This window comes from Allosphingosinicella vermicomposti (assembly GCF_003012815.1).
Taxonomy (GTDB): domain Bacteria; phylum Pseudomonadota; class Alphaproteobacteria; order Sphingomonadales; family Sphingomonadaceae; genus Allosphingosinicella; species Allosphingosinicella vermicomposti.
The window spans coordinates 533,972-557,636 of sequence record NZ_PXYJ01000002.1 but is presented as its reverse complement, the minus strand read 5'-3'; the positions used below and the strand labels follow the sequence as shown (position 1 = coordinate 557,636).

Annotated in this window: 19 protein-coding genes and 1 pseudogene; 7 read left to right on the top strand and 13 right to left on the bottom strand. The window is 62.8% G+C overall.

Annotated elements, in window-relative coordinates; translation table 11 throughout:
* Positions 1-18: 18 nt before the first annotated feature.
* The 3 genes from C7I56_RS08520 to C7I56_RS08510 form a co-directional block, all read right to left on the bottom strand.
* On the bottom strand, positions 19-1,020 hold the full coding sequence (locus tag C7I56_RS08520) for a 2-dehydropantoate 2-reductase (protein WP_106640135.1): 1,002 nt from the start codon (positions 1,018-1,020) through the stop codon (positions 19-21).
* A gap of 85 nt (positions 1,021-1,105) precedes the next feature.
* Positions 1,106-1,552, bottom strand: coding sequence for a preQ(1) synthase (gene queF / locus C7I56_RS08515; protein WP_106640134.1), 447 nt, complete (start codon positions 1,550-1,552; stop codon positions 1,106-1,108).
* A 79-nt stretch (positions 1,553-1,631) separates the two neighbouring features.
* Positions 1,632-2,204, bottom strand: a complete 573-nt coding sequence (locus C7I56_RS08510) for a hypothetical protein (RefSeq protein WP_106640133.1) — start codon at positions 2,202-2,204, stop codon at positions 1,632-1,634.
* 196 nt (positions 2,205-2,400) lie between these two features.
* On the opposite strand from C7I56_RS08510, the gene sseA reads away from it, so the two are divergent.
* The 3 genes and pseudogenes from sseA (at position 2,401) to C7I56_RS08495 (ending at position 5,247) form a co-directional block, all read left to right on the top strand.
* On the top strand, positions 2,401-3,246 hold the full coding sequence (gene sseA, locus C7I56_RS08505) for a 3-mercaptopyruvate sulfurtransferase (RefSeq protein ID WP_106640230.1): 846 nt from the start codon (positions 2,401-2,403) through the stop codon (positions 3,244-3,246).
* A pseudogene (gene metC, locus C7I56_RS08500) lies at positions 3,243-4,415 on the top strand (cystathionine beta-lyase). Before sseA ends, metC begins: the two are co-directional and overlap by 4 nt.
* Before the next feature lie 151 nt (positions 4,416-4,566).
* Positions 4,567-5,247 (top strand): TorF family putative porin, encoded by a 681-nt coding sequence (locus C7I56_RS08495; protein WP_106640132.1) that lies wholly within the window; start codon positions 4,567-4,569, stop codon positions 5,245-5,247.
* A 184-nt stretch (positions 5,248-5,431) separates the two neighbouring features.
* On the opposite strand, the gene C7I56_RS08490 is transcribed toward C7I56_RS08495, so the two are convergent.
* The 6 genes from C7I56_RS08490 to C7I56_RS08465 all read right to left on the bottom strand — a co-directional run bounded on the left by C7I56_RS08490 (position 5,432) and on the right by C7I56_RS08465 (position 12,197).
* A complete protein-coding gene (locus C7I56_RS08490; RefSeq protein WP_106640131.1) occupies positions 5,432-5,848 on the bottom strand; it encodes a DUF3035 domain-containing protein in 417 nt (138 codons plus the stop codon).
* Positions 5,849-5,851: 3 nt separating this feature from the next.
* Positions 5,852-6,352 (bottom strand): signal peptidase II, encoded by a 501-nt coding sequence (lspA, locus tag C7I56_RS08485; protein ID WP_106640229.1) that lies wholly within the window; start codon positions 6,350-6,352, stop codon positions 5,852-5,854.
* Between the two features lie 153 nt (positions 6,353-6,505).
* Positions 6,506-9,472 (bottom strand): isoleucine--tRNA ligase, encoded by a 2,967-nt coding sequence (gene ileS / locus C7I56_RS08480; protein WP_106640130.1) that lies wholly within the window; start codon positions 9,470-9,472, stop codon positions 6,506-6,508.
* Positions 9,473-9,620: 148 nt separating this feature from the next.
* Positions 9,621-10,559: a bifunctional riboflavin kinase/FAD synthetase gene (locus tag C7I56_RS08475; protein WP_106640129.1), complete on the bottom strand. Its 939-nt coding sequence runs from the start codon at positions 10,557-10,559 to the stop codon at positions 9,621-9,623.
* Between the two features lie 48 nt (positions 10,560-10,607).
* Positions 10,608-11,273 (bottom strand): dihydrofolate reductase, encoded by a 666-nt coding sequence (locus tag C7I56_RS08470; protein WP_158703060.1) that lies wholly within the window; start codon positions 11,271-11,273, stop codon positions 10,608-10,610.
* A 129-nt stretch (positions 11,274-11,402) separates the two neighbouring features.
* On the bottom strand, positions 11,403-12,197 hold the full coding sequence (locus C7I56_RS08465) for a thymidylate synthase (RefSeq protein ID WP_106640127.1): 795 nt from the start codon (positions 12,195-12,197) through the stop codon (positions 11,403-11,405).
* A gap of 109 nt (positions 12,198-12,306) precedes the next feature.
* Between C7I56_RS08465 and C7I56_RS08460 the strand changes: the two genes are divergently transcribed.
* Positions 12,307-12,699 (top strand): JAB domain-containing protein, encoded by a 393-nt coding sequence (locus C7I56_RS08460; protein WP_158703059.1) that lies wholly within the window; start codon positions 12,307-12,309, stop codon positions 12,697-12,699.
* A gap of 117 nt (positions 12,700-12,816) precedes the next feature.
* Here C7I56_RS08460 and C7I56_RS08455 read toward each other — a convergent pair whose 3' ends face one another.
* The 4 genes from C7I56_RS08455 to C7I56_RS08440 form a co-directional block, all read right to left on the bottom strand.
* Positions 12,817-13,488, bottom strand: a complete 672-nt coding sequence (locus C7I56_RS08455) for a class I SAM-dependent methyltransferase (protein ID WP_245409640.1) — start codon at positions 13,486-13,488, stop codon at positions 12,817-12,819.
* A gap of 82 nt (positions 13,489-13,570) precedes the next feature.
* Positions 13,571-14,698, bottom strand: coding sequence for a peptide chain release factor 2 (gene prfB / locus C7I56_RS08450; protein ID WP_106640124.1), 1,128 nt, complete (start codon positions 14,696-14,698; stop codon positions 13,571-13,573).
* A gap of 93 nt (positions 14,699-14,791) precedes the next feature.
* Positions 14,792-17,326 (bottom strand): penicillin-binding protein 1A, encoded by a 2,535-nt coding sequence (locus C7I56_RS08445; RefSeq protein ID WP_106640123.1) that lies wholly within the window; start codon positions 17,324-17,326, stop codon positions 14,792-14,794.
* Between the two features lie 108 nt (positions 17,327-17,434).
* Complete coding sequence (locus C7I56_RS08440; protein WP_106640122.1) at positions 17,435-18,286, bottom strand: N-acetylmuramoyl-L-alanine amidase family protein; 852 nt, start codon at positions 18,284-18,286, stop codon at positions 17,435-17,437.
* Between the two features lie 460 nt (positions 18,287-18,746).
* Here C7I56_RS08440 and C7I56_RS08435 point away from each other — a divergent pair, with 460 nt between their 5' ends.
* The 3 genes from C7I56_RS08435 to C7I56_RS08425 all read left to right on the top strand — a co-directional run bounded on the left by C7I56_RS08435 (position 18,747) and on the right by C7I56_RS08425 (position 23,658).
* On the top strand, positions 18,747-21,299 hold the full coding sequence (locus C7I56_RS08435) for an Rne/Rng family ribonuclease (RefSeq protein ID WP_199792366.1): 2,553 nt from the start codon (positions 18,747-18,749) through the stop codon (positions 21,297-21,299).
* A gap of 167 nt (positions 21,300-21,466) precedes the next feature.
* Entirely contained in the window at positions 21,467-22,900 is a 1,434-nt protein-coding gene (locus C7I56_RS08430) for a M48 family metalloprotease (protein WP_483414914.1), read from the top strand.
* A 50-nt stretch (positions 22,901-22,950) separates the two neighbouring features.
* Positions 22,951-23,658: a DsbA family protein gene (locus C7I56_RS08425; protein ID WP_245409639.1), complete on the top strand. Its 708-nt coding sequence runs from the start codon at positions 22,951-22,953 to the stop codon at positions 23,656-23,658.
* Positions 23,659-23,665 lie beyond the last annotated feature (7 nt).

The window sequence follows — 23,665 nt, the reverse complement described above, 5'->3', positions numbered from 1 at the left end:
CAGCCGATTCCGACAAGATTAAGTCAGCACCGCCTTTTGAAGCGCATCCGCGTTCCAATCGCGGCGCCCGCCCCGTTCGGCATCGCGGACCAGCCCGACAATGCGGGCATTGACGGGTGCCGCCTTTCCGATCCGCCGCGCGAGAGCAACCACCCCTCCATTCAGATAGTCGATCTCGGTCGCCCGCCCCGCCGCAAAATCGTCAGCCATCGAACTACGGGCCGTGGCATCGACTTTATGCGCATGCAGCAGCAAGCCGTTGAATAGCCAATCCGGCGCCGCAAAAGCATAAGGTAGAATAGAGGGCGGCAGGGCGCTCACCTTGGCCGGGCGAATATCTGCCGCGGCGAGCAGGATAAGCATTTCCCTTTGCGCTGCCGCGACCACGCGCCGGTAGCCACGCTGCCGAAGCTGGGCACGTAAAGGCAGCCCGGACAATGCGTTCACTGCATTGTTGAGGTTGATGACCAGCTTGCCCCAGAGCAGGCTCGGCATATCGGCGGAGAGCCGCAGCGCCGCCGGGCCGGGCCCCGCAATGGCACGCAGCGCCTCGCCTACGGGTCCGGCATCCATGACGAGATCGCCCTTCGTCCCCTTGTGCCACCGCCCGTCGCCAAGGCGGGCGACATTATAGGGCACCATGCCTGCAAGGATCGTGTGGCCCGGCAGTAGGGCGCGCAGGCGTTCGGCATTGGCGACGCCGTTCTGGACGCTGACCACGGGCACGGCGAGCCGGGCGTGATGGGCTATGTCACGGGCCGCAATCTCGGTCGCCACGCTTTTTACCGTCAGGACTATGATGTCGGCACCGGCAAGCGCAGCGGCATCGCTGGTGAACCGGACCGCGTCCGGCGGTAAAAAAGTGGACCATCCATCATAAGCGCTGAGCTTCAGGCCGTGCCGGACAAGTTCGTCGCCAACATGAGGGCGCCCGATCAGGGTAACGTCGGCGCCCCGTGATGCCCAGGCTCCGCCGACGAAGCAGCCGATCGATCCCGCACCGAATATGGCGATCCTCATGCCAATCTGCCCTTCCTCCGCTAGCCCTGAGCCTGTCGAAGGGCGTGCGAAGGGCTCAGTTTAGACAAGCTCGCACAAACAATCCTCAGCCCCGCCCGCGGTAGGGGACGACACCCTGATCGGGCACCCACAGGCCCTTGGGCGGCTCGCCCGTCTGCCAGAAAACATCGATCGGAATCCCGCCACGCGGATACCAATAGCCGCCGATGCGAAGCCATGCCGGCTTCATCTCGTCGGCCAGCCGCTGCGCGATGCCGACCGTGCAATCCTCATGGAAGGCGGCATGATTGCGAAACGCGCCAAGGAAGAGCTTCAGCGATTTTGATTCCACGATCGTCTCGCCAGGGGCGTAGTCGATCATCAAGTGGGCGAAATCAGGCTGGCCCGTGACCGGGCAGAGCGAGGTGAATTCGGGCGCTGTGAAACGCACCAGATAAAGCGCGCCCGGACGCGGATTGGGGACGTAATCGAGAACGGCTTCATCCGGCGTTGCGGGAAGCTGGCTGGTCTGGCCGAGATGCTTTAGGGTCATGCCGCCGATTTAAGGCGCTCGCGAGAGAAGGGGAAGGGCTTAGTGCTCCAGCTTCCGTCAGAGCACCCGGCCTCGCTAATCAGAGCGGCGTGGCTTCACCCGAAGCCGGAATAGTTTCGCCTTCCACGCCTTCAAGGTCGAGATTCGCCCAACGATCGGCGAGACATGTCGCGAGACCCTGCATGGCCTGCTCGCTGCCCGTCACGTTCAGCGCTCCGACGGCCTGGCCTTCGGCGACGATTTCCATCCGTCCGGCCGTGATCATCTCCTGAATGAAGCCGTTGCCATCCTCGCGGCCCGGCGCGACAGTGAAGGCGAGGCCGGGGCCATCAGCATCGATGTCAGCACGGGCCGCCGCCTCGATCTTCCAGGGCCCGAAATCATCGAATTCAACGGCGACGGGATATTTCTCGCCGTCCTGCAACGTCTGCCATCCGGGATTTTGCACAAGGAAAATGAAGGCGCCATCGGTCGGCGACGCGAGAATGGACAGCGTCGTGCCGCCGCTACCCGAATGAGCCGTCGCCATGCACGCATTGCCTTCGCTGGCGAAATCCCAGGCATCCGGGCTTTGCGCCGGAGCCTGCGCGACAAGCGCCGAGGAGGGAAGAAGGGCGGCTGCGGCAAGCGCAAGAACGGGTTTCAGCATCATGGCTCACTCCAACTTCGCCCGCTCAACCCACTTGGGCTATTTAACAAAAGGCGCCCGGCCTTGGTTGCAGCCTAAGAGCGCCGGCGAAAAAAATAGTCGTTGGAATAGCGGAACGATCACAAAGAGCTGGATTTGATTTCACCGGCTGAAGGGCGTTTATAAGCGCGACTGTCCCAGGCGACCGAAAGGCATGATCATGGATGTGCTGGTTTCAACGGAATGGTTGGCGGAACGGATCGACGATCCCGATCTAAGCGTGGTGGACGCGACCTGGTTCCTTCCGGGCACGTCGCGGGATGCGAGGGCGGAATATGAGGCGGCGCATATTCCCGGCGCCGTATTTATCGACTTGGGCGAACTCTGCGCGAACGAAGAGCCGGTTGTCGGCAAGTTGCCGCCCGATCACAAATTCGCGAGCCGCATGCAGGCGGCGGGGCTTGGCGATGGGCATTGCATCGTCGTTTACGACAATTCGCCTTTGCATACGGCGGCGCGGGGCTGGTTCCTGCTGAAGGCCTATGGCGCGCGAGAGGTCGCAGTGCTCGACGGCGGGCTCGGCAAATGGACGAGCGAAGGGCGGCCCGTGGAAAGCGGTACGCCGTCGCCCATGCACACAGGACATTTCAGCGCAGCGCTCGACCGCAGTCAGGTGATGACGAAGGAGGCGGTCGCGGCGCTTGTCCATTCCGACGGACATGAGATCGTCGATGCGCGCGGCGCCGCGCGGTTTGCGGGCGAAGAAGCCGAGCCAAGGCCGGACGTGACGCCCGGCCACATCCCCGGCGCCTGTAACCTTCCTTATGCAAGCCTTTACAATCCTGATGGGACGTTTAAGCGCGGCGTCACGCTTCGCGCCGCATTCGACGCGGCGGGCGTGGATCTCGCCAAGCCCATGATCGCCACCTGTGGGTCGGGCGTCACCGCCTGCAGCGTCATGCTCGCCGCCGCTCTTTTGGGTAAGGACGATATGCGGCTCTACGATGGCAGCTGGGCGGAATGGGGCGCGGATCCGGCTATGCCCAAGGCGACGGGCCGGGCATGAGTGAGCAGGGGGATGGCCCCAATACACGGCTGGTTTCGGGCGGGCGGCGGAAGGAATGGACGGCGGGCCTCGTCAATCCGCCGGTTCATCGCGCATCGACCATATTGTTCGACAGCGTTGCCGATCTTCGCGCCAAATCCGGCAAACCGCGCCAACTTCATTATGGCCGGCAAGGGACGCCAAGTATTTGGTCGCTCGAAGAGGCGCTGACCGGGCTGGAGCCGGGTGCGGCGGGCACGAAGCTCTTTCCGTCAGGCGTCGCGGCGATCACGACGGCGCTCATGGCGGTGCTCGGGCCGGGCGATACCTTGCTGATGACCGACAGCGTCTACGCGCCCACCCGCCATTTCTGCGACGACGTGCTGGCACGGCTGGGCGTCACGACCATCTATTACGATCCGATCGATGGCGAGACGCTGGACCGGCTGATGGATGCGGGCGCGAAGGCCGTGTTCCTCGAAAGTCCGGGCTCGCTCACCATGGAAGTGCAGGACGTGCCCGGCATTGCGGCGCGGGCGCGGGAGCGCGGCACGATAAGCCTCATCGACAATACTTGGGCGACGCCCCTGCTGTTTCCGGCGATCGGCCATGGCGTTGACCTGTCGATCCTCGCCTGCACGAAATATGTGGTCGGCCATTCGGACGCGATGATGGGATCGGTCACGGCTTCGCCGGGCACGTGGGATCGCCTTTAGCGGACCGCGCAGGCCTTCGGTCAATGCGTGTCGCCCGATGATGCGTATCTCGCGCTGCGCGGGCTCCGAACGCTCGGTGTACGGCTCCGCCAGCATCAGGAAAGCGCGCTGAAAGTCGCGCAATGGCTGGCCGCGCGCCCGGAGGTTGAGCGGGTGCTTCATCCCGCCATGCCGGATGCACCGGGGCACGAATATTGGCGGCGCGACTTTCGCGGCGCGTCAGGGCTGTTCTCGATTATCCTCAAAACGCGGGACGATGCCGCGCGCTCTCGGTTCGTCGACAGCCTGCGGCATTTCGGGATCGGCTTTTCATGGGGAGGCTATGAAAGCCTTGCCCTTCCGGTAGACCTGCATCGCATCCGGACCGCAGGCGGGTGGGCGAATGGCAAGGAGCTGATCGTTCGCTTCCATATCGGGCTGGAGGATGTGGAGGATCTGATCGCCGATCTCGAACAGGCCTTTTCGCATATATAAACCGTTCGGGCTGAGCCTGTCGAAGCCCTGCTTTCCCTTTCTAACACATCGGAAGTAGAGAACAGCCCTTCGACAAGCTCAGGGCGATCGGGTGGTTGTACAGACGGATTCTCTCGGGCAGGAGGCTCCCAAGCCATTTAAAGGACAGTTTATGCGTCTCCTTCTTCCGCTGGGCCTTCTCGCCCTCTCTACTCCCGCCGCCGCGCAGATCCCGGGCACCGGCGTGTCCATCGATGCGGAGGCAATGATCCTGTCCGACTACCGCTTCCGCGGCGTGTCGCGGTCCGGCGAAGATCCCGCGCTTCAGGCAGGGCTGACCGTATCGGCGGGCGATTTCTACCTGGGCGGACGGGGGACGACGCTCAACGATCTCGACGATTACGGCAATGTCCAGCTCGACCTCTACGGCGGCTATTCCACGCAGCTGAGCCTTGGCACGTCGGTGGATGCGGGGCTGCGCTATTACGCCTTTCCGGGGAGTGAGGGCGACACCGGCTATTTCGAACCCTATGCGTCACTGTCCTATCAGATCGGCCCGCTGGAGGCGACGGCGGGCGCACAATATGCCTGGTCGCAGGAAGCGATTGGGGATGAAGACATGCTCTATCTGTTCGCGGGCGCGGAAGCGGGCATTCCGCTTACCGGCCTGACGCTGACCGCGCAGGCCGGACGGCAGGATTGGGGGCGCTACGGCAGTTATTGGAACTGGTCGCTGGGCGCGCGCCATCAGTTTGGGCCGATCGAAGCCGGGATCCGCTATGTCGATACCGACCTTCCGTCGGTGAAGGGGCAGGATGCGGGCCTCGTCGTATCGGCCGGGCTGCGCTTCTAACTTGTACCAAGGTGCTCCTGCGAAAGCAGGAGCCCAGCGGCACCGAACGCTCTATCTGGCTCCTATTTTATTAGGAGCGCAAAGACGTCGTCATTGCGAGCGGAGCGAAGCAATCCAGCGGCACTGAACCCGACCGCGAGGTGGGATTGCTTCCCCCCTTGCGCTCCTCGCAATGACGGGAAAATTATTGCGGCGTCGAGACGCTGGCTTCCTGGCCATCGCCTTCCGGAGCGGCGATGATCGTCTGCGTGGTTGCGCCCTTGTCGACAACCGCCGTGTTCGGGTCGCTGGCCGTGGAACGGGCACCCGGCGCGGCAGAATCGCGGCCCGCCTCACCCAGAATTTGCTGTTCAGCAGCGCTGCGCTGCGCGGGGCCGCCGAACAGGACTTCCAGCGCCTGCGTGCGGCTGTCGACGCCTTGTGCCGCAGCTTCGCCCGGACGCGGCGGGGTCAGTGCGAAATCGGGCGGAATGACCAGTGGCTGGTTGCGTGTCACTGCAAATTCGTCCGGCGCATTGCGGTTGGAAAGCCCGCCTGTCGTGCCGCAGCCCGCCACCAAAGTTGCCGCCGTCAGAGCAAGACCGAATTTCACGATACGCATTCTTTAAATTTCCTTCCGAGTGGCCTTCGGCTCGCGAGTCAGCAGCGCGCGGACGACCAGTAACAGAACGCCGATGCTAATGGCAGCATCGGCGACATTGAATACCAAAAAGGGATGAACGTCACCAAAATGCAGGTCGGCGAAGTCGACGACATAGCCGAAACGCGCGCGGTCGACGATATTGCCGAGCGCGCCACCCAAGACGATCGACAAGGCGATTGCGTCGAGTTTGTTCTTTTCCCGCCACAGCCAGATCAGGACACCGGTCGCGATGGCTGCGGTCATGGCGACGAGCAGCCAGCGTTCCAGCTCCGATCCCGCAGTCAGGAAGCCCATGGAAACGCCGCGATTTTCCGTCCAGCGCAGATCGAAGATCGGCAGCACTTCGATAAGGCCGCGCTGCTGGAGCTGGAGCGGGCCGATCATCAGCCACTTCGTCACCTGATCGGCGATGAAGATGAGGGCGGCGATGAAGAGGCCCAAGCGACGATAATTTCCAGCAATCACGCGATAAACCCCAATCCGTCATGCTGAACTTGTTTCAGCATCCATGGCGACGCCGGCGCGATGCCCGAAGATTGACCCTGAAACAAGCATGTCCTGAGCCCAGTCGAAGGGTTCAGGGTGACGGGAAAGTGTGGGGTGACGGGGAGGGGATTACCCATTCAAAACCTCGTCGCAGCGAGCGCATAGGGCGCCGTCTTCCTTCACTTCCGGAAGAAGGCGCCAGCAGCGGCCGCACTTTTCATTGTCGGTCCGCGCTACCGCGATGACATCCTTATCGCCTTCGTTCGTCTCCAGTTCGGACACGATGCAAAGTTCGTCGAAATCCACGGAGCGAACGGCGGCCAGCAAATCGGCTTCGGCGAGCGTCAGGCCGACCTGGGCCTCAAGGCTCGACCGGATGATCTTGTCGCGGCGCATCGGCTCGATTGCCTCGGTCACACGTGTGCGCAGCGCACGGAGCAAATCCCATTTCTCGCCAAGCGCGTCTTCGCGCCATGCACCATCGACCTCAGGCCAGGTTTCGAGATGGATGGAGCCCGCGTCCGGATAGCGGCTCGCCCACACTTCCTCGGCGGTGAAGCAGAGGATCGGCGCGGACCAGCGCACCAACGCGTGGAAGACGATGTCGAGCACCGTGCGATAGGCGCGGCGCTTCAACGATGTCGGCGCGTCGCAATAGAGACTGTCTTTGCGGATATCGAAGAAAAAGGCGCTGAGATCGTCATTCGCGAAATTGGTGATCGCGCGGGTGTAGCGATTGAATTCGAAGGCGTCGGCCGCCGATTTCAGCTCCGCATCGAGCAATGCGAGGCGATGGAGCACCCAACGCTCCAGCTCCGGCATCTCCTGCGCCGCAACGCGTTCTTCGTCGGCGAAATCGCCGAGTGCGCCGAGCAAATAGCGGAAGGTGTTGCGAAGCTTGCGATAGGCGTCGGACGTGCCCGCGAGCACTTCCTTGCCGATGCGCACATCCTCAAAATAATCGGTCGAGGCGACCCACATGCGAAGGATATCCGCGCCGCTTTCGTCGATGATCTTGAGCGGATCGACGACATTGCCGATCGATTTCGACATCTTGCGGCCATTCTGGTCGAGCGCGAAGCCGTGCGTCAGCACCGCTTCATAAGGCGCCCGCCCGCGCGTGCCGCAGCTTTCGAGAAGCGAGGATTGGAACCAGCCGCGATGCTGGTCGGACCCCTCGACGTAGAGGTCGGCGCGTGTGCCTTCGCCATAACGCGCTTCCACTACATAAGCGTGGGTCGAGCCGCTATCGAACCACACATCGAGGATGTCGGTGACGATGTCGTAATCGGCGATATTGTGATCGGGCCCGAGCAGCTCTTCATGCCGCGCCATGAACCAGGCGTCGGCCCCGTTCTGCTTGAACGCCTCCACGATCCGCCGGTTGACGGCGGGATCGCGGAGATAGTCGCCCGTCTCGCGGTTCACATAAAGCGCGATCGGCACGCCCCAGGCGCGCTGGCGGGAAATGACCCAATCGGGCCGTCCCGCGACCATCGCCTGAATGCGGTTCTGCGCCTTTGCCGGAACCCAGCGGGTTTCTTCGATCGCGCCGAGCGCTGTTTCGCGGAGTGTCATTGTGGCGCTGTTATGCCCGCGACCTCCCTCTCCCATTGGGAGAGGGCCGGGGTGAGGGTGATCGGATGAAGGCGCACCCTCACCCTCCCAGGCTGCGCCTGGGCCCCTCCCTCTCCCGTCGGGAGAGGGGACTTGATCCATCGGAATGAACCATTGCGGCGTGCAGCGGAAGATGACCTTCGCCTTGGAGCGCCAACTGTGCGGATAGCTGTGCTGGAAATCGTCCGACGCAGCGAGCAAAGCACCCGCCTCGCGCAGGTCGCGGCAGATCGGGCCTTCCTCCATCTTGGACTTGTTGCCCGACGCATTGAACTTGGGATTGATGACGCTGCCCTCGCCACCGAGCCAAGCCCAATCCTCGCGATAACGCCCATCGTCGGTGACCGCGAAAACCGGATCGATCCCATGTGCCTTGCAGAGCAGGAAGTCGTCCTCGCCATGATCCGGCGCCATGTGGACGAGGCCCGTACCCGCATCCGTGGTGACGAAATCGCCGGGGAGGAGGGGGCGCGGCGTGGCGTAGAAGCCGCCGAGCTTGTGCATTGGGTGGCGCGCAAGGGTTCCGGCGAGTTCGGAGCCTTTACCGCGCCAGTGTTCAGTCATTTCCAAATTACTGATGTGCTTACGGGAAAAAAAGGCGCGAACGAGCGGCTCAGCTAGCAGCAGCTTGCGGCCAAAAACGAGAGCAGAGGTGTCTTCTGGCCCAGCCGACTGAAGAATCTGCGTTAATTCGACCAGAACGTAATCGACCTCCGGTCCATAAGCCAAAGCTTGATTGACCGGGATCGTCCACGGCGTCGTCGTCCAGATTACCGCGTAGGCGCCGACTAGTTCCGCAATCGGGCTCTCAACAATCTCGAACCCAACATCGATTTGGGTCGAGGTGATGTCCTCATATTCCACCTCGGCCTCGGCCAAAGCGGTCTTTTCGACCGGCGACCACATGACAGGCTTGGCGCCGCGATAAAGCTGGCCGCTTTCGGCGAATTTCAGAAGCTCGCCGACGATCGCGGCCTCGGCCTCGTAATTCATGGTGAGATAGGGGTCGTCCCACTCGCCCATGACGCCGAGGCGCTGGAATTGCGCCTTCTGCACGTCCACCCATTTGTCGGCATAAGCGCGGCATTCGGCGCGGAACTGGGCCTTGGGCACCTGATCCTTGTCGAGCTTCTGCTTGCGATAGGCTTCCTCGACCTTCCATTCGATGGGGAGGCCGTGGCAGTCCCAGCCCGGAACATAGGGCGCGTCATAGCCCATCAGGGTGCGGGACCGGACGATGATGTCCTTCAGCACCTTGTTCATCGCATGGCCCATATGGATGTCGCCATTGGCGTATGGCGGGCCGTCGTGAAGAATGAAGCGTTTGGCGTCCTTCCGCGCGGCGCGGAGTTTTTCGTACAGCCGCTGCTCGGACCAGCGCGCGAGGATAGCCGGCTCTTTCTGAGCCAGGCCAGCCTTCATCGGGAAATCCGTCTGCGGCAGGAAGACGGTGTTCTTATAATCGGGTTTTTCGGACATGTCGCAGGCGGGATTAGCGAGGTGAAGGGGAATTGGAAAGCGCCGCTTTACACCCATCGTCATGCTGAACTTGTTTCAGCATCCATGCCCGGCCAATGCGCGGGCGGATGGATGGACCCTGAAACAAGTTCAGGGTGACGGGGTGGGTTTAGGCTGAACGGTCGAGCGCAAGACGCCTGCGCGCCTCCACGCAATCGGCGTCCATCTGGCGGATGAGCGCATCCATATCGTGGAACTTTGCTTCCGGGCGGAGGTAGGAAATGAGCTCCACCTCAACCGTCTGCCCGTAAAGATCGCCGGAAAAATCAAAGAAATAGGGTTCGAGCAACAATTTCGGCGGATCAAACATCGGCCGGATGCCGAGACTTGCGGCGCCATCCAGCACGCGTCCGCCCGGCAGCCGCCCGCGCACCGCGTAAATGCCGAAAGCGGGGCGGAGGTAAGCGCCGAGGCTCATGTTGGCGGTGGGATAGCCGATTTCGCGCCCCCGCTTGTCGCCATGTTCGACCACGCTTTGAATCGCGAAGGGGCGGGTGAGGAGGCGCGTCGCGGTTTCGCAATCGCCGATCTGCAACGCCTCGCGGATGCGGCTCGACGAGATGGGGCCGCCATCGTCCAGAACAGGCGCGATCGTATCGACGGAAAAGCCGAGCTCTTCGCCCATCGCCTTTAGCACCGCGATATCGCCGCCCCGCCCCTTGCCGAAGGTGAAATCCTCGCCCGTCACTACGCCCGCCACGCCGATGCGGGTGAGGAGGCGGTCCGCAACGAAATCCTGCGCGGTAACACCGGCAAGCTCGCCATCGAAGCGGAAGACGAGCATCGCGTCCGCACCGGCCTGTGCGAACAGGCGCTGGCGCTGGTCGAGCGTAGTCAGGCGGAAGGGGGGCGTGTCGGGCTTGAAATGCCGGACGGGATGCGGATCGAAGGTCGCGACGAGCGCCGGACGGCCCTCCGCCCGCGCGCGCTCCACGGCGCGGCCGACCACGGCCTGGTGGCCGCGGTGAAATCCATCGAAATTGCCAAGCGCGACAATGCCCCCGCGAAGGTGATCCGGCACCATCGAGCCGCCGTCCAGCCGCTCCATGGGAGGGGCTATAGGAGACGTTGCTTACACTGCCAACGAATAGACAAATTATAGCATCGAATAATTTGGCTGAAGCGCATGAATGAGGGGCTGTGTGCCGGCAGAGCTTCGCGACTTAGAGCTTCTTTGCGTCATCGAGGCAGCGCGAGCATTTTCGATCGCTGCCATTCTACGCTTGAGGAAGTCATCAGGCGTACGAGAACTGATCTCAAAAATCGTGAATGCTGCTTCGTCGTCGGAGCTTTGTGGAGCCGAGCCAATTTTCTCTAGAGTCCAGTTGTCTGGATTCCCTAATAGGCCTTGATCAAAGAAAGTGTCGCCGTTTGGCACGCCCTTCTCAACCATCGTTATTAGGTAACGGTCAACATAGGGAGCAAACTGCTCGTACATGCTGGCGCCGCCGATAACGAAGGTTTCCTTATAGCGCCGAGGTGCCAAGCTAGCTCGAAATAACCCATCTTCAATGCCATATGCAGCTTTGCATTCTTCCGTTTCTGGAAACAGGTTGAAGCTATGGCTGATGACCACGTTACACCGACCCGGAAGACATTTTTTCCCGAGGGAATCAAAGGTACGTCGGCCCATCAAAATCACGTTGCTGAGCGTTTGCTCTTTAAAAAAACGAAGATCAGTTTTCAGGCGCCAAGGCAGGGTGTTGCCACATCCAATCACACCTTCACGATTTACGGCAACAATTGATGTGAGACGCTTCATAAGACACCTTTCAGCCTTCGCAGGCTCTGTGCCCATAAGGAGCTATCCTCAAGAGACAGCTAACGCGACCCCTCTCTGTGGATAGATTTGGTGAGGCTGTGGATATTTTTCCAGTATCCTGTGAGCAAATTAAATCGCGACCTCGGCCTTGATGTGCGGGTGAGGATCATAGCCCGTAATTTCGAAATCCTCATAGGCATATTGGTCGATGCCTTCGGGCTTTCGCAGAAGCGTGAGCGTCGGCAGCGGACGGGGATCGCGGGTCAGCTGTAGGCGGGCTTGGTCGAGGTGGTTGGAATAAAGATGGCAGTCGCCGCCGGTCCACACGAACGTCCCCGGCTCTAGCCCGCATTGCTGGGCGAGCATGTGGGTGAGCAAGGCATAGCTCGCGATGTTGAACGGCACGCCGAGGAACACGTCGGCGCTGCGCTGATAGAGTTGGAGGTGAAGCTTGCCGTTCGCCACCTGGGTCTGGAACAGGCAGTGGCAAGGAGCGAGCGCCATCTTGTCAAGTTCTGCCGGGTTCCACGCGGACACGATCTGGCGGCGCGAGGAAGGGTTGTTTTTGATCTGGTCGATGAGGCCCGCAATCTGATCGATATGCTGGCGGTCCGGCCCTTCCCAGTCGCGCCATTGCTTGCCGTAGACGGGGCCGAGATCGCCATTCTCGTCCGCCCATTCGTCCCAGATGCTGACCTTATTGTCCTTGAGGTAGCCGACATTGGTGTCGCCCTTCAGGAACCAAAGCAGCTCGATGATGATCGAGCGCAGGTGCAGCTTCTTCGTCGTGACGAGCGGAAAGCCCTTCGACAGGTCGAACCGCATCTGGTGGCCGAAAACCGAAAGCGTGCCGGTGCCGGTGCGGTCCTGCTGCTCCGCGCCTTCGTCGAGAATGCGGGCGATAAGGTCGAGATAGGCTTGCATGGTTCCGCTTATGGCCGGTCGCGCCCGGCTTTGGAAGCGGGCTGGCGATCAGTCCGAAATGGAGGCGGTTTCCCGCCGTTTTCGATGCTTTCATGGCAAGAAGGAAGGGATGGACCTCGCAAATCCACTCCCCGCCATTCGCACCGCGCGCGATGCCGCCAATCTCTTTGCGCCTTTTCTTCAGGATGCGCGGGAAGAGCGGCTGATGGTCGCCTTGCTCGATTCGGCAGGCCGGGTGCTGGGCGTTGAAGAAGAGAGCGGCGGGCCGGACAGCGTGGAACTGCCGATCCGGCGCATCGTGCGGGCGGCGCTTGACGCCGATGCCGCCGCCATCCTGCTCGCCCACAATCATCCAAGCGGCGACCCCAGCCCGAGCGCGCGCGACAAGGCAATGACGCGGCGGCTTGCGGAAACGGCAAATGCGATCGGCATGAAGGTGCGCGATCATTTGATCTTCGGCGGCGGCGGGTGCCGCAGCTTCCGCGCGATGGGTTTGTTGTAAGAGCGCCCTTCCGGTTGAAACACTCTCGTCATTGCGAGGAGCGAAGCGACGCGGCAATCCATCTGCGCGGCTAAAGCTGTGCCGCTGGATTGCTTCGCGTCGCTCGCAATGACGAAGCTAGGGCTGACACGTCCTGATCTGCGCCGGTTCCGGCCGCCCGCCGGTCGCCACGAATTGGGCGAAATAGGATTCGCTGTCACCAAGCCGCTCGAAGCTCGACAGTTCGTAACCGATCGCGCCGAATTCGCAGATGAGGAGCTTGGGCGGCGTACCATGGCGGTCGGTCGGCCGGTCCGCATCGACGACGACGACCGCGCCACCGCGTTTCAGGCTCGGGCGCAGGTGCCAGAGGAACTCGCTGGGGCGCTCGATCTCGTGATACATGTGAATCAGGAAGACGCGATCGAACGAAGCTTCCGGAAGTTTGGGATCATTGGGCTCGCCCAGCTTCACCGCGACATTATCAAGTCGCTCGCGTTGTACACGTTGCGCCAGCGCATCGCGTGTTTCGGGCACAATATCCTGCGCGAGCACACGGCCGCGATCGCCGACCAAGGGGGCGAGGCGGACGGTGTAATAGCCTTCGCCCGCGCCGATATCGGCAACGGACATTCCGGGCTGGACGCCCGCCATGCGGACGACGCTTTCAAATTCGCCCACGCTGTCGCGCGCGTCTTCATTTAGATATCCCGACGATACGATCGGCGCGACGGGCCGCGCAGGGTCCGGGAATGGCGATTTTTCCGGCTGCTCCTTGCACGCGGAGAGGAGGGCGAGGGTGACCAACACAATCGTTCGTCCCGAGCGAAGTCGAGGGGCGTCGACGCGGGCGCCCCTCGACTTCGCTCGGGACGAACGATCAGAGTGCATATCAGTCCACATCTTCAACTTCGACCTTTTCGCCGGTCACGCGCTGCGACAAAGCGGCCGCCATGAAGCGGTCGAGATCGCCGTCCAGCACGTCGGACGGCGCGGTGGAGGTGACGCCGGTGCGCAGATCCTTCACCAGCTGATAGGGCTGGAGGACATAAGAGCGGATCTGGTGGCCCCAGCCGATGTCGGTTTTCGACGCCGCGGTCGCATTGGCTTCAGCTTCGCGCTTCTGAAGTTCCAACTCATACAGGCGGGCGCGAAGCTGGTTATAGGCTTCGGCCTTGTTCTTGTGCTGCGAACGCTGATTCTGGCACTGCACGACGATCCCGGTCGGAATGTGCGTGATGCGGACGGCGGAGTCGGTGGTGTTGATGTGCTGTCCGCCCGCGCCCGACGCGCGATAGGTGTCGATGCGCAGGTCGCTTTCGTTATACTCCACCTCGATATTGTCGTCGATCACCGGGTAAACCCAGACCGAGGCGAAGCTGGTGTGGCGGCGCGCGGAGCTGTCATAGGGGCTGATGCGGACGAGACGGTGAACGCCGCTTTCCGTCTTCGCATAGCCATAGGCATTTTCGCCTTTCACCAGCAGGGTCGCGGACTTGATGCCCGCCTGCTCGCCCGCATGATAATCGACCAGCTCGACCTTCATGCCGTGACGCTCGGCCCAGCGCGAATACATGCGCTGGAGCATTCCGGCCCAATCGTTCGATTCCGTACCGCCCGCGCCGCTGTTGATTTCGACATAGGTGTCGTTGCCATCGGCCTCACCGGCAAGGAGGGCCGTCACCTTGTCCTTTTCGGCACGCTCGGCGAGCGCGGCGAGGGAGGCGACGGCGTCATCGACCAGGGCTTCATCACCCTCGGCTTCCGCCATCTCCATCAGCTCGATCGTGTCGGCCAATTCCTTGGAAATGGCATTGGTCGCGCCGATCGCTTCATCCAGGCGGCGGCGTTCGCGCATGACTTCCTGCGCGGCCTTGGCGTCGTTCCACAGGGTCGGATCCTCGACGCGGCTATTCAGTTCGTCGAGCCGCCGCAGCGCGCGATCCCAATCCAGGAATCGGCGGAGAAGCGCCAAAGCGGCGTTGATCTGATCGACATGGGCTTGCGCTTCGGCGCGCATTCACTTTCTCCGTTTTCGTCACTCCGGCGGAAGCCGGAGTCTCATGACGAGAGATTCCGGCTTTCGCCGGAATGACGATGTGTTGGCGGGCTGTTAGTAAATCCCGCCCTCTTTTTGCAAGAAATCGCTACTGCTTGGCGTTGGCGGCGCTTCGCTGACGGGCGCGCTGGCGGCAGGAGCAGCCGCTTTCGCCGGTGCGGTGCGGGGCGGCGGCAGCGCATCCCGGCGAACGACGCGGCGCGGCTCGCTTTCAGGCTTGAACGCTTCCCAGATCACGGCGGCCTTGGGCTCATCCGTCGGCCAGGCGCCGAAAACCTTCTGGCCCGACCGGCGATCGATCCGCACCATCCGGATGCCCTGCGGCGCGCGGAAGGGGATGACCGGCATGTCCTTGAAGCTTTCCTTCGCGAACTGCTTGAAGATCGGCGCGGCAAGGGTGCCGCCCTGCGCATAGCCGCCCATCGGACGCGGCTGATCGAAGCCCATATAGACGCCCGCTACAACCTGCTGGCTGCCGCCGATGAACCAGACGTTGGTCGGGCCGGTGGTGGTGCCGGTCTTGCCGAAGAGCGGACGACCAAGGTCGCGCAGACTCTGGGCCGTGCCGCGCTGGACGACGCCTTCGAGGATATGCACCATCTGATAGGCGGTCATCGGATCCATGAGCTGCTTGGTGCGCAAGGGCGGGCGCGGCATCGGCTTGCCGTCCCAATCGGGCGCATTGCAGCCCTCGCAGGGGCGAGTGTCGGCGCGGAAGATGACCTTGCCGTTGCGGTCCTGAACATAATCGATGAGCGTGGGGGTCAACGCCCGGCCCTGATTGGCGAGGATAGCGAAGGCGTTGGTCATCTTCATGACCGTGGTGTCGCCCGCGCCAAGCGAAACGGAGAGATAGGGATCATATTCGCCGACCCCCAGCGCCTTGGACAGGCGGATGATCTTGTCCATTCCTGTTTGGCTAGCTGCACGCACTGTCATGAGGTTGCGCGACTGTTCCAGGCCCCATCGCATCGTCTGTTCGCCTGCATAACCCCCTGAGAAGTTTCGGAAACATTTCTGCGGCATGCCCGCGCCCTGCGAAGCGCAGAAAGGCGCGTCGGCGATGAGCGTTGCGGGTGTCATGCCATTGTCGAGCGCCGCGGAATAAACGATCGGCTTGAAGGTCGATCCCGGCTGACGCTGCGCCTGCGTCGCGCGGTTGAAAGACGAGCCGCGCACGTCGAAGCCGCCCTGCATGGCAAGGATGCGCCCCGACGCCACTTCCTCCACCACCATCCCACCCGAAACTTCGGGAACGGAACGCAGTTCGTAGGAACCGCCCTCGGCCTTTACCGCAATCACCATGCCGGGGCGGAGCGCATTGAAGGCCGAACCGCCGCCGCGCTTGGGCATGGCGGCGCCGGATGCGGGGAGGGTGGCGGTGGTGCCGTCTTCAAAGCCGATCGTGGCGCTGCCGCCCGCTTTGTCGATCACCACGGCCTTGCGCCAATCGTCATAGCCAATGCCATATTGGGCCGCGACAAGCTGGCTGCGCCAATCGCCGGACATATCGACCGAAAGGTTTGGATCACGCCAGCCGCGCCCGCGATCATAGCGCATCAGCGCATCGCGAAGCGCGGTTTCCGCCGACTTCTGCATCGCTGTGTTGAGCGAGGTGCGCACCCACAGGCCGCCGGAATAGACGCCGTTCGGCCCCTTCTCCTTCGCCTCGCCATAATTGTCGATGAGCTGGCGGCGCACCTCTTCCATATAATAGCCGCCGACATTCTTGATGCTGGTGCGCGGGCCCTGCACGGTGCCGAGCGGCTCGGCGGCGGCTGCGCTGCGCTGCGCCGCCGTGATGTAGCCATTGCCCTCCATCTCGCGCAGCACATAATTGCGCCGGTCGAGCGCGCGCTGCGTGTGGCGCTTCGGATCGTAATTGCTCGGTGCCTTGGGAAGGACTGCGAGATAAGCGACTTCGTGCAAGGTCAGCTGATCGACATCTTTGTCGAAATAGGCGCGCGCCGCGGATTGCACGCCATAAGCGTTCCGGCCGAGAAAAATCTGATTGAGGTAGAGTTCAAGGATTTGCTCCTTGGTCAGCACATCCTCGATCCGGCGGGCGAGGAAGGCTTCCTTGATCTTGCGGGTCACCGAATATTCGTCGCCGAGCAGCAAGTTCTTCGCGACCTGCTGCGTGATGGTGGAGCCGCCTCGCGCGCGCGCTCCTGATCCCGCCTTGGCGATATAGTCGAACACGGCGCCGATCGTGCCCGGATAGTCGATGCCGCCGTGGCTGAAGAATGTCTTGTCTTCCGCCGAGATGAAGGCCTGGACGAGCTGCTGGGGATATTCGTCGTAGGAGAGTTCGACACGCCGTTCGCGGGCAAAGGTCTGCACCGGATTGCCGTCGATGTCGCGCACGTTGGTCGGCAGGTCCGGCTGATAGGTGAGCAGGGATTCGGCCGACGGCAGGGTCGTTGCGAAAACAATGTAGAGCAGGAAATAGCCGAGGATCGGCAGCCCGATCAGCACCGCGCCGATTTTCCCCCACTTGCTGCGCCAGATCGCGCGCAGCCGCTCAATTGCGGGAGCAAGCGCTGCGCGAACGTCGAAACGGCGAGGGGAAAGGGATTCTTCGGTCATTCGAATAGCGCTCTAGACGATAAGAACGGAGGGGTGAAGCGCGGGTGAGACCAGTCGCACGTCATCCCGGCGAAAGCCGGGATCTGTCAGGGGTAATGGGCTCATCCGTCAGGAGACCCCGGCTTTTGCCGGGGTGACGACGTGTGCACTCATCAATTGCGCCGCGTGGATTTCGATCGCCCGCTGCATGGCCGTCGCGATCCGTTTGCGCCCTTCATCGGACATGATGAAATTCGCGTCGCCCGCATTGGTGAGGTAGCCGACCTCGAACAGGATCGAGGGGATGTCCGGCGCCTTCAACACGATGAGCGAGGCGGATTTGCGCGGTTCGGGGCGCAGCGGCACCCGGCCCTGGGCTTCGCGAACGAGTAAATCGGCAAAGGCGGCGGAGGCGGTCATGCTTTCGCGCTGGGCAAGGTCGATGAGGATGCGGTTGACCGCATCGCTCCCTTCCACCCGCTCCGCGCCAACCAGTTCGGCGGCGTTCTCGCGGCTGGCGAGCTCTGCCGCTTCCTTGTCAGACGCGACTTCGGAGAGGCTGTAGACGGTGGCGCCGGTGGCCTGAAGGTTGGGGGCGGCATCGGCGTGGAGGGAGATGAGCAGCTTCGCGCCCAATCGCCGCGCGATCTCGAAGCGGTCGCGAAGGCCGATGCGGCGATCATCGTCGCGGGTGAGTGCGACCCTGACCCGGCCCGATTGGACCAGCGTGTCGCGGATCGTCCGGGCCAGGGCCAGGGTCACATCCTTTTCCCGCGCGCCGCCCGGCGATATCGCGCCAGGATCTGGTCCCCCATGGCCGGGATCGAGCAGGATGAGCGGGATGGCAGGATTGGCTGGCCCGGCGACGATAGGCAGCTGCACGGGCGCGCCCGCCGGAGCATCGAGGCCGATCGTCAGCCCCTCGCCCGGCGCGGGAACGAGGCCGAGAAACGCGGCGATCATGGCGGCAAGCGCGAACATCGGCGCTGTTTGCAGCCGGAATGGCGCGAGGGTCCAGCGAAAATGCGGATTTGACGGCGCGGGGCCACGGTTCCTTAACAGTTGCCGGTGCACTGCTTAGCTGTTAGGGCATCGGAACGGCGGCCGCCCCATTTCATCATGGCCGCCTTTGATTTCCTGCCGGCGTCCGCGCCGGTGTTTCTAGGTTGACGCTGCATGAGGCATTTCTCCCCCGACCTCCAACGCCCCCTTATGGGTCATGGCGTTGTCGCGGGGACTGTGCGGCCGGTTATGAATTCCGGCCTGCCATGCGCAGCAGACACGCACATTTTCTTTTCAACCCGGACACAGGCGGCGCGGCGGCAATCCTCCGCGCCTTCGTCCATATTCGAGCGCGCGGACGACGCTGCTCTGGCCTTTACCCCTCTCATCACAGACGAGGGAGGCCCCGGAGCGGCGGTACGCGCGTGGAGTGACATTCATGACCATGCGTATGCTGATCGACGCACGCCACCAGGAAGAAACCCGGGTGGCCGTCGTCAAGGGAAACCGGATCGAGGAATTTGATTTCGAATCCGCCGAGCACAAGCAGCTCAAAGGGAATATCTATCTCGCCAAAGTAACCAGGGTCGAACCGTCCTTGCAGGCGGCGTTCGTCGATTATGGCGGCAACCGCCACGGCTTCCTGGCCTTTAGCGAAATTCATCCCGATTATTATCAGATTCCCAAGGAAGATCGCGAAGCCCTGCTCCGCGAGGAAGCCGAACATGCGGCCGAGGAAGAGCGCCTGCGCGCCGCCGAAGAGCATCATTGGGACGATGAAGACGAACATGAGGAAGGCGACCATGACGCCGTCGAAGAGGTGGGTGAAACCGCCGATGACGAGCATCATGACGACATGCCGCCCGCCAAGACGGAAAACCGGCCCGAGGAAAGCGCCGCGGACGAGCTTCGCAAGAAGCGCCAGGCGCTCCGCCGCCGCTACAAGATCCAGGACGTCATCAAGCGCCGTCAGGTTTTGCTCGTCCAGGTCGTCAAGGAAGAGCGCGGCAATAAGGGTGCGGCGCTCACCACCTATCTGAGCCTCGCCGGCCGCTATTGCGTGCTGATGCCGAACACTAGCCACGGCGGCGGCATTTCGCGCAAGATTTCGAACGGCGCGGACCGCAAGCGGCTGAAGGCCATCATGGCCGATCTCAACCTGCCTCGCACCATGGGCTGTATCGTCCGCACGGCGGGCCTCCAGCGCACCAAGAGCGAAATCAAGCGCGACTTCGATTATCTCGCGCGGCTGTGGGACGAGATTCGCGAGAAGACGCTGCAATCGGATGCGCCCGCGCTGATTTATGGCGACAGCGACCTCATCAAGCGCGCGATCCGCGACATCTACAATCGCGATATCGACGAGGTGATCGTCGAGGGCGACGAGGGCTACAAGCACGCCCGCGCCTTCATGAAATTGCTGATGCCGAGCCATGTGAAAAAGGTCCGCGGCTATGCCGACCCCGTACCGCTCTTCCAACGCTATGGAGTCGAGGATCAGCTGTCCGGCATGTATCAGCCGCTCGTCCAGCTGAAGTCCGGCGGCTATCTCGTCATCAATCCGACCGAGGCGCTGGTATCGATCGACATCAACTCGGGCCGTTCGACGCGCGAGCATAATATCGAGCAGACGGCCTTTGCTACGAACCTCGAGGCCGCAAACGAAATCGCGCGCCAGCTCCGCCTGCGCGACATGGCGGGCCTCGTCGTCATCGACTTTATCGACATGGAGCAGAACAGCCATGTCCGTAAGGTCGAGAAGGCGATGAAGGAAGCGCTCAAGAACGACCGCGCCCGCATCCAGGTGGGCCGCATTTCGTCCTTCGGTCTCATGGAAATGAGCCGCCAGCGCCTGCGCACCGGCGTGCTCGAAGCGTCGACCAAGCCCTGCCCGCATTGCGAAGGCTCCGGCCTCATGCGCACCGCCTCTTCGGCGGGCCTGTCGGCGCTGCGCATGATCGAGGATGAAGCGGGCCGTGGACGCGGCAACCGCATCGTGCTGCGCGCCGGACGCGAGGCCGCCATCTATGTCTTAAACAAGAAGCGCGCCGAAATCGCCGAGGTCGAGGAACGCTATGGCGTGATCGTCGAAGTGGTGATCGACGAAAGCTTCGAAGGCGCGAAGATGAGCGTGGAGGCCACCGGCCCCCGTCCCGAAAAGCGTTACGAGCCGGCCATCTCCGCTCCCGCCATCGATGAAGAAGAACTCATCGAGGAGTTTGAGGACGAGGAAGAAGAAGCCGAGGAAGAGGAAGAGCGTCAGGAGCAGCGCTCCGGCCGCGATCGCGGTGGACGCGGCGAGCGAGCTGAACGTGCCGAGCGCGGCGAGGATGATGAGGATGGCGACCGTCGCGGACGCCGCCGCCGCCGTCGCGGACGCCGTGGCGGACGCCGCCGGAACGGCCAGGAAGGCGAAGGCCAGATTGCCGAGGGCGAAGCCGAAGGCATGAACGAAGGCGCCCCGGTTGAGGCCGAAGCAGCTCCGGAAGCCGCCGTCGAGACGGTGGAAGCGGAAGAGGGCGAAAAGGCCCGCAAGTCCCGCCGCCGCCCGCGCGCCCGCAAGAAGGGCGAAGCGGAAGCCGCCGTCGAGGCTGTGGCCGAAGTCGAGGTTCAGCCGGAACCGACTGCCGAAGCCGCGCCGGAACCTGTTGCCGAGGAAGTGCCCGCCAAGCCGAAGCGCACCCGCCGCAAGAAGGCTGATGCCGTTACCGAACCAGCTGCCGAAGCCGCTCCGGTAGAAGCCGAAGCCGCGCCCTCACCGGTAGCCGCCAATGACGCGGCCGAGGAAGCCCCGGCCAAGCCGAAGCGTACGCGCCGGAAGAAGGCCGACGTGGCTGCTGAAGACAAGGCGCCTCCGGCCACCGCGCCCGAAGCACCGGCGATCGACCGTCAGGAAGCCGCGGTCTCGACCAGCGGCAGCGCGATGGACAATGATGCCACTGAAACCGGCGAACCGCGCCGCGGCTGGTGGCAGCGCACGTTCGGCGGATGATCGAATGAAACAGGTTTTGCCTTCTTAAACGTCACCCCGGCGCAAGCCGGGGTCTCGTGACGAATAAGGCGCGTTCTCGTCACGAGATTCCGGCTTTCGCCGGAATGACGGTGCGGGAAGGTGAAGCTTACTTCATCGGCTGTTCAGGCGCCGGGAAGGAGAAAAGGATGATGGGTCAACGCGCATCCCGTGTTCCGGCGAAGGCCGGAACCCAGTCCTTCCTGCCGCGCCGCTGGACTCCGGCTTTCGCCGGAGCACAGATTGTGCGTTTCATCATGCTCCTGGCGCTCAGCTTTGGCGCCCTCATTCAGCCCGCCGCCGCGCAGTCCATCCTTCGCGATGCCGAGACCGAGGCTTTGTTCAAGGACATGTCCCGCCCGATCATCGAAGCGGCGGGGCTTCGGCCTGAAAATGTCGAGATCGTGCTGGTCGGCGACCGGACGATCAACGCCTTCGTCGCGGGCGGGCAGATCGTTTATATCCATTCGGGCCTCGTCACCGCCGCCGACAATGCCAATGAAGTGCAGGGCGTTATCGCACACGAGCTCGGCCACATCACCGGCGGGCATATCATCCGCTACAATCAGGGCGCGAGCACCGCGACCGGCATTACCATTCTCTCGCTGATCCTTGGCGCCGCCGCAATGGCGGCAGGCGCGGGCGAGGCGGGCGCGGGCATCATGGCGGCGGGCCAGCAGGCGGCGATGGGCAAGTTCCTCGCTTACCTTCAGTCCGAGGAATCGAGCGCGGACCAGGCGGGCGCCAATTATCTCGCCGGGGCGGGCGTCAGCGGCAAAGGTTCGCTCTCCTTCTTCCGCAAGCTCCAGAACCAGGAATTCCGCCTCGCCATCCCGCAGGAGGATAGTTACGGGCGCACCCACCCCTTGTCGGGCCAGCGCGTCCAGTGGCTGGAGGATCGCTACAAGCAGGATCGGGCCTGGGACAAGCCGACCGATGCGGCGCTCGAGGCTCGTTTCCAGCGCGTGAAGGCGAAGCTGATCGGCTTCGTCAACGAGCCGCGCCAGACCTTTGTCGCTTATCCCGAAACGGACAAAAGCGTGCCTGCCCGCTATGCGCGCGCTTACGCCTATCACAAGAACGCCTTTCCGGAAAAAGCGGTGGCGGAAGTAGACAGCCTCCTCGCGCAGGCGCCGCACGACCCTTATTTCCTGGAATTGAAGGGGCAGGTGCTGCTCGAATCCGGACGCCCGGCCGAAGCGGTGGACTTCCTGCGCGATGCCGTTCAGCGCGCGCCCGATCAGCCACTGATCGCGGGCCTGTTCGGTCACGCCTTGATCGCGACCGAGAATCCGGAAAATTTCGGAGAGGCGAAGAAGGTGCTTCGCGCTGCGGTGGCGCGGGACAATTCGAACCCCTTCGCCTGGTATCAGCTCGGCATCATCTATGATCGGGAGGGCGACCCGGCCCGCGCCGCGCTCGCCACAGCCGAGCGCTATAATCTGCAGGGCGACCCGCGCCTCGCCCTTGCCAGCGCGGAAATGGCGTTGCACGGCGTTCCGGAAGGAAGCGCTGACTGGATCCGCGCGCAGGATATCAAGATGGTTTCGGAAGCCGCGATCAAGAAAGACAAGAAACGGTGATGGCGCCCGGGGCGAGGCGCGGCATCCTCGACACACTCAAATCCAGGAGAATGATTTTGGCCGCAGGCTTGGTGGGGGCGCTGATCGGCGCGTCGGCAATGGCGCTCGCACCGGGTGGAGCCGTGTCGAGCGACAAGGCGGCGATCGAAAAGATCGTGCGCGATTATATTCTCGAACATCCCGAGATCATTCCAGAGGCAATGGAGCGGCTCCACGGCAAACAGATGGCGCAAGCGGTGAACGAAAATCGCGCCGCGCTCGAAACGCCGTTCAAGGGTGCCTGGGCGGGCGCGGCGGACGGCGATGTCGTGCTCGTCGAATTCTTCGATTATGCCTGCGGCTATTGCAAGGCGAGCCAGGCGGACGTCCTGCGCCTGTTGAATGAGGACAAGAAGTTGAAGGTCGTCTGGCGCGAATTCCCGGTGCTGGGCGATGCAAGTCAGGAGGCGGCTCTCGTCAGCCTCGCCGCGGCGGAAACCGGCAAATATGCGGTCTTCCACAATAAATTGTTCGACCTTGGCCGTCCGACCGACGCCAATGTGAAAGCGGCGCAGACGGCGACGGGTCTCGATCCGGCAAAGGTTGCTGCGGCGAAGAATAATGGCGCCTACCAGAGCGAGATCGAAAAGAATTACGATCTTGCCCGCACGCTCAACATGACCGGCACGCCCGCTTTCGTGATAGGCGCCACGGTGCTGCAAGGCGCCGTCGGTTACGAGGCGCTCAAGAAAGCCATTGCCGAAGCGCGGGCCAAATAGCCCCCTC